We start from the raw sequence: 12,756 nt of genomic DNA on the forward strand, positions 1-12,756 counted from the left end.
GTGAGTATAAACCAGCAATATTAGACAAAATTGCTACAGTTTTTGATACATTATGTACCCAAATAGAATAAATAAATTTTGTTATTACTAAAAAAGTATAAAAAAATTGGAATACATTTCTCCTTATGGAAAGGATTTTGTCAAAACTTCAGATTCAAGTAATAAAACTAAATAATTCAGAACTCTTGGTTTTAGAGCTATAAAACGAGTATATGATGGAAGAGTTACAAAGTCTGATTTATATAATTGTAGATAGGACATATAAAAATATTTAAAGTTTTTACAAGGTGATTGATGGTATAAAAGCACTATTGTTAACAGCTCAGAATAGCTTATTTCAGGCTTTCTTGTAGGATTTTTATTAATGAATGGTATAGCTAACACGGAAATGTTTCTACCACAGATTAGGAAAAACTTAGGCATTGATCAATAATTTTATGTAAACAGTTTTTAAAGTTAGTCCAGCAATGTTTAATAGGATTTAGATCTGGTGAATATGTGAGTAAATACAAAAACTATGGTAAAAACCTTTTCGCGTTAGCTATAGAAATGATGCTCCTCGCAGCAGAGCTACGAGGTATCTAAAAAAGTTTTAGTTGTTTCTTATGATATCACGAAGCAGAGCTTCGGGGAATTAAACCCTGAGAGATTAATCCACTGCTCGCTAATGTTACAAAAATCATCGACAAAACAAAATAATGCAGTAATATCTTTCTTCATGGGGATACTCTTGTTTTTTTGCTAAAAATTATATAGAGTATCTTCTATCCCTTGTAAATACTTACTTCCAAACCTAGATTAATCCAGAATTCAGGTTTACTGGTAAATGACAAAACCCATAAATCAATATGAGGTCATATAATGAATATATCACACTATCCTAGTGATAGCAATAGAGCTACATTAGTTGCTGCTCATGTAGCAAATCAATCACAATACATAACCCCCGACTACTTTTTACCAACTGGTCATAGTGAGAGTTATTACAGCAAGCAGTATAGCGGCAATCATACCACTAATACCATAAACCATCACCACGCCGCTAATACTATCGCAGGCATTAGACCTATCTACCAATCAAAGTCTAGCAAGATATCTCGAGTAGCATCAGTAATGTTGCTATCATTTGGATTTCTTGCAACAGCTGTGGAAGTTAGAGCGCAACCTAGTCTTGGTACTTCAACACCAACATCATCATTCGCGGTGCAATCACCGCTCCAGCAGCAGGTACGCTTCCAATCATCACAGCAACAACCAAAGAAAAAGTCGTTACTTACAAGAGCAGCACACAAGACAGCAAAGCGTTTAGGATTTAGCAGCGGCAAGCCAAATTCTAATACAAGTACAAGCCCATATACGCAAACAACAGAATCACCATATCATAAGCAAGCTGAGATCAGCATGGAAGAGTGGAAAGAGCTATACACTGCTGAATATGGTGAGTCTATGGATGCAACTATTGGGAGAGGAGCTACTGGAGGAGACAAGACATCAGGACTTGCTGAAGCATTAAGGAAATCACTAGCGTTAAGAGAGAAGATATTAGAGAGCAGAAGAGCCGAGGATATTTTTTCTAAAGAGTCTATATACAGCAAGCCAATAGATGCTATTAGTATAGCAAGTAGTAGTACGCAGTATGAAGAGCCATGGCAAGATCCAGATGCTCTGATAGGTGAAGCTTTTGAGATTGAATTTAGCACATCAAAGAAGCAACAGAGATTTGAGCCATCAGCACCACCACTATCGGCGTACTCTAGTTTTTCATCAGGCGAAAGGATAGAGAGAAGAGATATTAAGCTCAGACAAGAAGAGCTAGAAGCAATAGAGCTGATAGATCAGGCAATAGAAGATAGCGGATATAGTAATTCTATCTCTAACAGTCCTACTAATGAAGTAGGGTTTCGTGGAGGAGATGACACAGATATTAGTAATTGTTTAAGCTCTGATACCAGTAGCACAGAATATGACAGGAGTTTCGCACTTAGCAAAATTGTGTATTAGTTAGAAGCCATTTAATGTTGTTCTGAATTGATGTTTTTATAACTTCCCAAGTTTGTTGATATAAAGTAATGTTTTCATTTATCCTCCTTTTGTTCATATCAAGCCAGGCCAATACAGCAAGGCAAATATGATTTCTTTGAGCTCGACCCGTGCGTGCCTGACAGCATTCAATACCACAAGTTTGTTTCAATTCTCGATGATAAACTTCTATAGACCAACGCGCCTTAACAATTTTCTCTATTTGCTCACGTGTAGGATTCTCTAAATTAGTTGTTATGTAATCAATGCGACCATTTTTTGCCACAAACTTAAATACCGTAACCCAACCGTATCCACGTAGGTGAATTTTTAGCCCTTCATCGGGAATCTCTAAAGTTTCCAAGCTAACATTACGATTAACTTTTCTATTTTTTCTTAGGTTGGTAACCCATATCCAACCTAAATTACGTATATGTTTTAAATTATCCAAACCACTATACCAAGCATCCATAACTATAGCATCAGGCTTGATACCTCTTTCTTTAGCTAAAGTAAGCATATCACAAAAATGCTCGTTCTTTGTTTTACCATCAGTTTCTTTATCATATATTCTATAATCTACAGGAGTAGATTGATCAATTTGAGTATTGTAATGCAGTAAGTTTACCATTCCTATACCAGGTATAACATCATGTACAGCCCCAGAATATTGATAATTTACAAGCTCGATCCTCTTACTGTATTGCTTTGACAATATAGCTAACGCGAAAAGGTTTTTACCATAGTTGTTGTATTTACTCACATATTCACCAGATCTAAATCCTATTAAACATTGCTGGACTAACTTTAAAAACTGTTTACATAAAATTATTGATCAATGCCTAAGTTTTTCCTAATCTGTGGTAGAAACATTTCCGTGTTAGCTATAAGGTGTCATCTCCCACTAATAAACAAGGATCTTCCAGATCAATATATTTTGACACTTTGCTATAGATTTCGCTAGGGCGAAAATCCTTACTCTTTAACCATCGACTTGCACTATCGTGCGATAGATCTAATGGACTTACTTCAGATAATGCTTTGCTAGTATATCTTACACTACTTGCTTGTAAGAATGATTTATATAAATCTTTGCTACATTTTGATCTTGTCATTTTTATCTAAAACTATTTTTCTCTAGATTAGCATATTATTTGCTAAGTGCGAAACTCCTGTATGATACAGAAGCAGAAATAAGAAGCTATGAGAATGTACCTTTAGCATCACAATCTAAAACACTAAGAACACGCAATGCAAGGAATGCAAGCTCAGTAGGAGCAGGAGCAAGATATAGCTACCGCGATATAGAACAAGGTTTAGCATCGTTACAGAGCGATACAGATTTCTCTGAAGAATGTAGCGATGAGGAAAGTGCTACCACCACTAACGGTTATGACACTGTATATACGAGTAGCAGCAGCGAATATTCTAACGATGATAACTCAGAATGGGACACGGACTTTTCTGACGATAGGAGCGACAAGGATGAGTTACCGACTCCTCCACCAGAAGAGGAGTGGGCAGCACTAGGGGCACTTGTTGAGCTAGACAATACTACAGAACCTACAGAGCTAAGTGCGTATTCCAAGGTATCAAATCCTGATGAAGCAGAAGCTACAGATATTTTAGAAGCATCAGATATACCTTTAAGCTTTACTAATCAAAAAATGACCAAAGAAGTCAGCGTTGTAGCAGACATCAAAGATATTACAGAAGATACACAAGATGAAAGTACTGCAGCAAGCGTTCTTGAGATACTAGATCAGAAAAACACAGAAGAAGATAACTTACCTCAAGATATATCTGCTAACTTAAGGAATACTGCAATCATCGAGCCACAAGAACAATCGACTGCTAGAGACCAAGAAGAGCTACTTAAAAAAGCATCTACTATAGCATCAAGTAGCACTCAAGCACGTCAGGCAAGTAAAATAGCAAGTAATCATATCAAACAGCGTATGTTTGTGCGGGACATGCTTGTTGCGGTTGCTAGCGGTGACGAAAGCGAATCAGATCAGTCTCAAATATTAGGTTACAGCGTATGGAGCAGCGGAGCATTTGGCTCGGCAAAACAAAAAGCAAGTAACACCTTGCATGGTTACAGGAGCAAAATATTAGGAGGTACTATTGGAGCGGATATTAATTTTGAGAATGATTTGCTTGTCGGTAGCAGTTTTAGCAAGATCAGAAGTAACATTAAGCATGCAAGTCAAAAAGTAACTAAAAAGCTTAATACCTATATAGCAAGCTTTTACGGCTCTAGTCTGGTTAAGGGAAATCTAACTTTTGGAGTAATAGGCTCAGCTGGGTTCAGTCCTAAACCAAGATCAAAGCTATTAAGTCTTGAGTCACACTTGCACTACAAAATAGCATTACCACAAAACGTTACATTAATACCTCACATAGGCTTTAAGTATGAGTATGAGAGATCAAAAACCTATCAAGAGCAAATTGGTGGCAATGTTTCCATAGCGCGTGCTAAGAAGAGCTATCAAGCCATAAGCGGTGAAATAGGCAGCAGAGTAATATTTGCTCCCATTAAGCTAGATGCAAATGGTACGTCTAACATCACACTATCTAAAACTACAGCATCAACAATATCAATAACACCAACTGCACATTTTTCAGTAGAGAGAAGAATAGGCAGCAGAGGAGTAAATAGTCCATATCATTTAACATATCAAGGCAATGGCGGAGTAGGTCAAGAGATAGGTGCTAGTACTTTGTCTATTAACCCGCAGCACCAAAAGACAAGTTTTAATACTGGGATTGGATTAATCGCAAGCCTCAAGAATATCAAGCTAGAGCTTCTATATGACCATACAAGGCAGAAGCGATTTAAGTCTCATCAAGGAGTGTTAAAACTAAAAGTAAATCTTTAAAGTAAGCGTCTTGTAAAGGCGGTCTAGACAAAATGTGACTATTCCAGTTTACTGAAGTTTTGACAAAATCCTTTGTAGAAGTTAAGATTTGATCTTACAGACACTATAAATTTTGCCCCTGATTGTCAGTTAAATTTTGACTGTCAGATACATATTCAAGATACAAGATTTCATTATTCTTTTCAACAGCTAATTTCTTACTATCCTTAAAAGTTTGCATAGGAGTTTTTCCATAACAATATTTACCAGAATGAGGTCTTTCATTATTGAAATACTCTAGCCAGATATCAAGATCTAATTGTAGGTCATCAAGAGCTGTATAAATCTTTTTCCGCATAGCTGTATCAAAGAATTCTTGTTTCATGGTTTTATTAAAACGCTCACACATACCGTTTGTTTGAGGAGAATATGCTTTAGTAGTAGTATGCTCTATACCTTCGATACTTAGAAATAATTCAAAAGCATGATGCTCTATATTCCCCTTATATTCTGACCCACGATCTGTCAGAATACGAAGTATTGGTATCCCTTGAGTCTCATACCATGGTAACACTCGGTCATTAAGCATATCAGCAGCAGTTAAAGCTGTTTTATCAGTATATAGTTTAACATCAGCTACTCTGCTGTAGCTATCAATAAATACCTGAGAATAAACCTTACCTATACCCTTAAAGTTGCCTACATAATATGTATCTTGGCATCCTAGATACCCTGGATGCTGTGTCTCAATTTCTCCATGAGCTTCTTTTTCATTACGACGCTTCTCTAGCACTTGTAATTGTGCCTCAGTAAGCACAATACCATCTTGAGCCATTTTTGCTTCTAATGCTTTAAGTCTTTTACTGATGTTGTTTAAATCATTACGTAACCAAATTGATCTTACTCCCCCAGGTGATACAAGTACACCTGTCTTTTTAAGCTCATTTGATACTCTTAGCTGACCATATGCTGGATATTCTATTGCCATATCTAGTACTGCTTTCTCTACAGCAGGATCAACTCTATTCGCTATTATTGGCTTTCTTCGACTAATTTCATACAACGCTTCTTCGCCACCAGTTTCATACAGTTCTTTAAATCTGTAATAACTATCTCTACTATATCCCATCGCTTTACATGCTGATGATATACTACCAAGGCTCTTAGCTAATTCAAGTAAACCTAATTTTGGTTTTATTATTTTTTGATTTAAGTTCATTCTTTATCTCCATTTAATAATTAATTTATTTTACTAAATGTAAGATATAATCTCAACTATTACAAATCCTTTCAATAAGGAGAAATGTATTCCAATTTTTTTATACTTTTTTAGTAATACTGAAGTTTTGACAAAATCCTTTCCATAAGGAGAAATGTATTCCAATTTTTTTATACTTTTTTAGTAATAACAAAATTTATTTATTCTATTTGGGTACATAATGTGTCAAAAACTGTAGCAATTTTGTCTAATATTGCTGGTTTATACTTACTAATATTATTTGGTAATTCTAGCTTTTTATTAAATGAGGTTTTGGTAATTTGGTTACTTCCATCAAAACTTGATTTTATTGTAATTTCCAACTTACCGTGTTTATTACTTTTGCGTATTACTGGTGCAAATGGTTTGACCTGATGATTATTTCTAATATTTCTATGATCTGGTATCCCTCTGGATATAGACTTTTCTAATATTTCTTCAAGGGCAATTTGTGGCATAGATCTATAAACTTCACTTGGAGACAACATATTGCTATTGATTTTTTTATCCCATGCCCTTACTTTTCTTGCCTTAACTGAAGATTGTGCATGATACAATATGTTGTACGCTAGCATTACGAATAACATATAATCCTCATCTTTATTTGGATCATTCGTTTGAAATTTATCCATCAATAATTTTGACTTACCAAATTTAAAAAAATGCTCAATATCAAACCTTTGTCTATAGTATTCATATACTTCTTTACCACTGATTTTATCTTTTTGTTGGCCAGAAACACATAACCATAAATCTCTGTTATATTTCCCATTTCCTGATGCATCTAACACCTTAACCTGAATAAAATTCAGCGGTTTATCAGACATGATATGCTGTTTCTTGCCCTTGATTAGATAATTCTTAAATAGTGAAATACTAATTGATATGTCACCATTTTTTGTAGCCTTTACTACAGTTTCTTCTGTATCTGGAATCAGTAAATTATCAGAACTACTACAAGAAATCTTAGCTCCATAAGATCTTTTACGACCTCTTGTTTTTTGCTCCTCTATATATATTTTGTAAATACTGCGATTAATTCTTTGGCGGGTTATTGTTACCGTATTTGCTTCATTGTGCAGCGGGTGAATGAAAGATAGAGCGCTATAACCTGCATCACCTACTGTTATATTTAGAGCCTTTTGTGGTATTTGCTTAACAATTTTCATTATTTGTTTGCTACCTTTGCTATACTTATTCTCATCTGATTTTACTCTATTTATAGATATTGGTACAGACCATTTAGGCTGAGCACCGATGCAAACTACACTATATTCATAACCCGCAACTGGTCGGTTATTAGCATTCTGTCTAATATATGTACGATCAATTGCTTTCTTGGAATCTTTCTTGCTACTCACTGTAGTATCTATTTGCAGTAAGTTTTTACCCTCATTAATCAGTTTACTTATTAAGTATTTTTCTATATCTTCTCGAGTCTTAAAACGTTGCTCATCTCTTATATTTAATGATTCATCACGAGCACAGTAAAAATTCTCTATAGCTCTGTATACACTTGACCAACTACGCTGAAAATATTTATTAGTTGTTAATTCAACAACAGATCTTGCTTTAACGCTATCATTAGTTACTAGTGATAGTATTAATTCTAAAACCACATCTTGATTATAGGGGAAAATTTTTTATTTCTTGCAACATTTCTTGCATAATCATACACACTAAAAACCATTTTGTATTTGAGCGTATTTATATCATACTTTATAAGTTTGGTTATCTTTTTGTCAAAACTTCAGTAATAACAAAATTTATTTATTCTATTTGGGTACATAATGTATCAAAAATATAATGGACTAATGGTATGGACCTCCTGATATAGAGAATGAAAAGCAGTTGCTAATCTTCTAGGGTTAATATTTAACATATTAAAACAACAATTAAGGAGGTCCATATGGAGGTTACTACAATTGGTATAGATATTGCAAAAAGAATTTTTCAAATTCATGGTGTAGATAAAAATGGCAAGACAGTATTAAAGAAAAAATTGATGAGAGATCAGGTTTTGACATTTATGGCTAATTTACCACAATGTTTAGTAGGGATGGAAGCTTGTGGTGGTTCTAGTTATTGGGCAAGAGAAATAACTAAATTAGGGCATGAAGTAAAACTAATGGCACCGCAATTTGTCAAACCATATGTTAAAACTAATAAAAATGATCAAGCAGATGCTGAAGCGATATGTGAAGCCGTGACAAGACCTAATATGAGATTTGTTGCAATTAAAACTATAGAGCAACAAGAAATTTTATCAATACATAGGGTAAGAGAGAGATTGGTAAAAAATCGTACAGCACTTGCTAATGAAATTAGGGGGCTACTACATGAGTTTGGTTTTATTGTTCCTCAAGGCATTAATAAGGTTATCACAAAATTAATTGAGATTTTAGATGCAGGGAAATTAAGCCAGTTAAGTTATCAAACATTTAGTGAACTAAAAGAAGAATTCTTAGATAATAACAGAAAAATAAAAGAGATAGAAAAACGATTAACAATGATAGCAAGTAACCTAACTCAATATCAACGATTAAGAGCTATACCTGGTCTTGGTTTAATTACTGCTACTGCTTTAATAGCATCAATAGGTAATGCTACAAGTTTTGAGAATGGCAGGCAATTATCGGCATGGCTAGGATTAGTGCCAAGACAACATTCAAGTGGTGGGAAGGATAAGCTGCTGGGAATTAGCAAGCGAGGTGATGTATACTTACGCACTTTATTAATTCAAGGGGCTAGAGCTGTACTAAATGCCAAGATAAGATTTACATCGGAAGAACAGAAATCTAAAAAAGATTTTAGCCAATTTACGAAATGGATGTTTAATTTATCTGAGCGAAGTAGCCATAATAAAACGACAGTTGCCATAGCTAATAAGTTGGCAAGAGTGGTGTTTGCTGTACTAAGATCAGGAGATGATTATGTAGAGAGTAAAGTTTGTAGCTAAAGAGTGTGTAGCATAGCACTTATAAGTAAAATAAATGGTGATTTATATAATGAATAGGTAAAAGCAAAACAATATGTAAGAGATTCCAACCCGAAATATGCTTGAGATAATTAATATTGATGGTAAATAAGACAAACCTTAGCTTACAAAAAAACTGCGTTTTTCAGTGGCTCTTTTAGAAGCCGATGGACTGATAAGTATATAGTTTGTAAGCCAGCGAATTCCATCAGGGCTGTAGAATAAATTAGGTTGATTTATCAGCTATAAGCCGGATACATGACTGCATTTGTTTGTTTTTATTATTGATGTTATTTTTTTCTTGCATTCTACAGGAGGTCCATACATGAAAAAATTGGACAAAAAAATGAAGGAGTGTGTTTCCGCAATAAGTTAGAATAAATAGCAATAAACTTAAGAGGAAAGATGAAGAAAAATAAAGTAAAAATTTTCAGTGCTTCAGAAAAAACGGGGATAGTATTGGCTTTGTTGCATAAATAAGATTTGTAGAGCAAGAGTGGTGATAATCTGGTAAGATGTCCTGAATTAAAAATAATCCAGATTATATGAGATCTCGGAAGAAAGCCCCTTTTAGTAAATCACGCAAGTATTCTAAATATAAAATAACGAATTGGTCAGAATATAATAATTTTTTACGCAATAGGGGTCGCATAGATTTTATGATTGCCAGTGATTTGGCGATTGGCTGGTATGCTGATTACAGAGAGGAAATGAAACGAGGAAGACCTAGACGCTATAGTGATCACGCTATATTACAGTGTTTGAAGATCAGATGCTTATTTGTAATAGTTGAGATACCGTCTTGAGTGTCAACAACTTTTTCATTATTTTACCTCAATTTTATTTTACAGGGTTTTTATATTTGCACTAAAAGATGTTTTGTTATTAAGAACACCATAAATTATGTGAAGCAACTTACGCATAGCAGCAATCACTATAACCATTTTAGATTTTCCAACATTGCTCAAACGTTGACTAAAATCCTTAATAATCGGATTATGTTTTATAGCAACTATGGCAGGCATATAAAAAGCTTTACGTAAATTAGCATCTCCTGTTTTTGATATTTTTCCTATTCCATGGACAGAAGTGCCTGATTGTTTTGGCTTTGGGTTAAGACCAACAAACGCAGCTAGTTGTTTTGCAGAATTAAAATTTTCTACAACAAGAAAAGCAAGTATCACTCCTATTGTTTTTTCTCCTATACCAGGGATTGAATCAAGAAGTTTACTTTTATCATGTAAGTCTTTGTGTCCTTTAATATGATTAGAGATAAGTTCTTCTACTTCCTTAATTTGCTTATCCAGAAATTCAATATGAATCATAATGTTAATGGCAACTGCTTTACTTGCTCCGCTCAATCTATTATTTTCTTGATTTTTATTAGCAATCAAACTATCCAAGCGTCTTACCCATTGTTGTAATTCTTTAATATGTATAGGGGTTGGTTGCCAAAGATCAGGTTGCATAGCCTTGCAAAAAGAAGCTATCAATTCACAATCAGATTTGTCAGTTTTAACTCTTGAAAGCTTGCTCATTGCAAAGCCCTTGATGCGAGCTGGATTTACGACACTAACTTTAAATGTATTATCATAAAGATATTGAGCTAACCTAACTTCGTAACCACCTGTTGATTCCATACAAGCGTGAGCAGTATCTATTCCCTTTTTTTCTAACCATTGTTTTAGTGCAGCAAAGCCTTTTGCAGTATTATTAAACTTTTTGGTTTTGATTTTATTATCATTTAATAAAGCTACGTCAAATGTTGCTTTAGAAATATCTATACCCAAAATAATGCTACTCATATTTGACCTTCTATGTTAATAATAAGTAGAATACCCAAAGATCAACCTTGTAAATACAGGTTCATTGATTAATTTCAAGACCTAAGAATACCGTCCGATCTTTAATGAGTATGTGAAGACTAATTGTTTGATCTCAACTACAGGGTTACATAGCCCTAAGATTTAATACGGCATATTAGTCTTCTTACTTAAGTGCCCTTAAGTATCTTATAGTTGTTTACTAAAGACAATACTAAGATACAAGATTATATCTTACATTTAGTAAAATAAATTAATTATTAAATGGAGATAAAGAATGAACTTAAATCAAAAAATAATAAAACCAAAATGAGGTTTACTTGAATTAGCTAAGAGCCTTGGTAGTATATCATCAGCATGTAAAGCGATGGGTATAATGGACTAAAAAAATTGGACAAAAAAATGAAGGAGTGTGTTTCCGCAATAAGTTAGAATAAATAGCAATAAACTTAAGAGGAAAGATGAAGAAAAATAAAGTAAAAATTTTCAGTGCTTCAGAAAAAACGGGGATAGTATTAGAATTAATAAAAGAGGAGTCGACACTTGGTCAGTTAGCTTCAAAATATGCAATAAGTGTTAAAACAATTCAAAATTGGAAAAAACAGTTTTTAGGTAATGCGGCATTAGCTTTTGAACCAGCTAAAGTTTTGAGTGAATATCAAGAACAAATAAATCATTTACAAGAGCAAAATGATGAGCTTGCTAAAGCTCTTGGTAGAATCACAGTTGAGAGGGACTGGGCCGTGGGAAAGCTCAAAAGCTTGGATTTATCAAATAAAAAGAGTCTTGTACACTCCAAGCTAAATCAACTCTCAAAATCAAGACAGTGTGAACTATTAAAGATTAGTCGATCTACAGCCTACTATAAATCCAAGGAGATGAGTATAAATAAATTAAGTATTTTAAATAGAATAGATGAAATATATACAGATAATCCTGAATTTGGTTATCGCTATATTCATCAACAGTTACTAGAAGATGGTTTTATTGTCGGTAAAGATCGAGTACTGAAATATATGAGGATGATGGGTATAGAAGCTATTTACCCACATAAGAAAAAATCTACTTCTCGAAACGATAGTGAGCATAAGATCTATAGCTACTTACTTGATCAATATTGGACTAAATCTGGCTCAACAAAGCAAGTGTATGTGCCTAATGTGAATGAGGTTTGGAGTGGTGACATTACTTACATTAGAACTAATGGTGGCTTTATGTATATGGCAGCTATTATAGATTGGCATAGCAAGGCCATATTGAGCTATAAACTGTCAAATTCTATGGATGCATCTCTTGTAACTGATGTCTTGAAACAAGCTCTCAGTAAGTATAACGCTCCACAGATATTTAATAGTGATCAAGGTAGCCAATATACCAGTTATGACCACATAAATATTCTCAAGGAGCATGATATCCAAATTTCAATGAATGGCCAAGGTAGAAGTATTGATAATATAGTAATAGAAAGGTTTTTTAGAACTTTAAAATATAATTGTATCTTTATTAATGATTTTAACAATGTTAAAGAGTTAAAAGAGGGGATTGATCATTATCTGAATAAATATAATTATCACAGATTTCATTCAAGTATTGGTTATAAAAAGCCTATGAATGTATATCTGAATTATATGCAAAATTATCAGCAAATTGCTGCCTGATAATCGAAAAATTAGGAAAACATACTACTCATTTTTTTGTCTTGATTTTTCATGTATGGACCTCCTGTAGAATGCAAGAAAAAAATAACATCAATAATAAAAACAAACAAATGCAGTCATGTATCCGGCTTATAGCTGATAAATCAACCTAATTTATTCT

8 protein-coding genes and 3 pseudogenes are annotated in these 12,756 nt (G+C 33.8%); 5 read left to right on the forward strand and 6 right to left on the reverse strand.

What is annotated here, in order from left to right; translation table 11 throughout:
• Positions 1–153 precede the first annotated feature (153 nt).
• Positions 154–360, reverse strand: a pseudogene (locus AAHI98_RS05565) (IS982 family transposase); the annotation flags it as partial.
• Positions 361–861: 501 nt separating this feature from the next.
• Between AAHI98_RS05565 and AAHI98_RS05575 the strand changes: the two are divergent.
• Positions 862–2,001 carry a hypothetical protein gene (locus tag AAHI98_RS05575; protein ID WP_342225273.1) on the forward strand — a complete coding sequence of 380 codons (1,140 nt, stop codon included), beginning with the start codon at positions 862–864 and terminating at the stop codon, positions 1,999–2,001.
• Here AAHI98_RS05575 and AAHI98_RS05580 read toward each other — a convergent pair.
• Both AAHI98_RS05580 and AAHI98_RS05590 read right to left on the reverse strand, forming a co-directional pair.
• Positions 1,982–2,734: pseudogene (locus AAHI98_RS05580) on the reverse strand (IS701 family transposase); the annotation flags it as partial. The gene AAHI98_RS05575 and the pseudogene AAHI98_RS05580 overlap by 20 nt on opposite strands.
• A 172-nt stretch (positions 2,735–2,906) precedes the next feature.
• A pseudogene (locus AAHI98_RS05590) lies at positions 2,907–3,134 on the reverse strand (IS701 family transposase); the annotation flags it as partial.
• Positions 3,135–3,173: 39 nt separating this feature from the next.
• Between AAHI98_RS05590 and AAHI98_RS05595 the strand changes: the two are divergent.
• Positions 3,174–4,901, forward strand: coding sequence for an autotransporter outer membrane beta-barrel domain-containing protein (locus tag AAHI98_RS05595; protein ID WP_342225275.1), 1,728 nt, complete (start codon positions 3,174–3,176; stop codon positions 4,899–4,901).
• 103 nt (positions 4,902–5,004) lie between these two features.
• On the opposite strand, the gene AAHI98_RS05600 is transcribed toward AAHI98_RS05595, so the two are convergent.
• Positions 5,005–6,099 (reverse strand): IS481 family transposase, encoded by a 1,095-nt coding sequence (locus tag AAHI98_RS05600; protein ID WP_342224693.1) that lies wholly within the window; start codon positions 6,097–6,099, stop codon positions 5,005–5,007.
• A gap of 200 nt (positions 6,100–6,299) precedes the next feature.
• Complete coding sequence (locus AAHI98_RS05605) at positions 6,300–7,757, reverse strand: transposase (protein WP_342225276.1); 1,458 nt, start codon at positions 7,755–7,757, stop codon at positions 6,300–6,302.
• Positions 7,758–8,047: 290 nt separating this feature from the next.
• On the opposite strand from AAHI98_RS05605, the gene AAHI98_RS05610 reads away from it, so the two are divergent.
• Positions 8,048–9,097 (forward strand): IS110 family RNA-guided transposase, encoded by a 1,050-nt coding sequence (locus AAHI98_RS05610; protein ID WP_342224642.1) that lies wholly within the window; start codon positions 8,048–8,050, stop codon positions 9,095–9,097.
• 563 nt (positions 9,098–9,660) lie between these two features.
• Positions 9,661–9,921, forward strand: a complete 261-nt coding sequence (locus tag AAHI98_RS05615) for a transposase (protein ID WP_342225277.1) — start codon at positions 9,661–9,663, stop codon at positions 9,919–9,921.
• 39 nt (positions 9,922–9,960) lie between these two features.
• Here AAHI98_RS05615 and AAHI98_RS05620 read toward each other — a convergent pair whose 3' ends face one another.
• Positions 9,961–10,920: a transposase gene (locus AAHI98_RS05620; RefSeq protein WP_342224639.1), complete on the reverse strand. Its 960-nt coding sequence runs from the start codon at positions 10,918–10,920 to the stop codon at positions 9,961–9,963.
• Positions 10,921–11,399: 479 nt separating this feature from the next.
• Between AAHI98_RS05620 and AAHI98_RS05625 the strand changes: the two genes are divergently transcribed.
• Positions 11,400–12,596, forward strand: coding sequence for an IS3 family transposase (locus AAHI98_RS05625; RefSeq protein WP_342224752.1), 1,197 nt, complete (start codon positions 11,400–11,402; stop codon positions 12,594–12,596).
• The last annotated feature ends 160 nt before the right edge of the window (positions 12,597–12,756 follow it).

The sequence above is a fragment of the Rickettsia endosymbiont of Urophora cardui genome, from assembly GCF_964030725.1.
In the GTDB taxonomy this organism is placed as follows: domain Bacteria; phylum Pseudomonadota; class Alphaproteobacteria; order Rickettsiales; family Rickettsiaceae; genus Rickettsia.

What these genes read in the sequence shown, in the direction of transcription:
- AAHI98_RS05575 (WP_342225273.1), top strand. Translation starts at nt 862, where the DNA reads ATGAATATATCACACTATCCTAGTGATAGCAATAGAGCTACATTAGTT.
- AAHI98_RS05600 (WP_342224693.1), bottom strand. Translation starts at nt 6,099, where the DNA reads ATGAACTTAAATCAAAAAATAATAAAACCAAAATTAGGTTTACTTGAA.
- AAHI98_RS05610 (WP_342224642.1), top strand. Translation starts at nt 8,048, where the DNA reads ATGGAGGTTACTACAATTGGTATAGATATTGCAAAAAGAATTTTTCAA.
- AAHI98_RS05615 (WP_342225277.1), top strand. Translation starts at nt 9,661, where the DNA reads ATGAGATCTCGGAAGAAAGCCCCTTTTAGTAAATCACGCAAGTATTCT.
- AAHI98_RS05620 (WP_342224639.1), bottom strand. Translation starts at nt 10,920, where the DNA reads ATGAGTAGCATTATTTTGGGTATAGATATTTCTAAAGCAACATTTGAC.
- AAHI98_RS05625 (WP_342224752.1), top strand. Translation starts at nt 11,400, where the DNA reads ATGAAGAAAAATAAAGTAAAAATTTTCAGTGCTTCAGAAAAAACGGGG.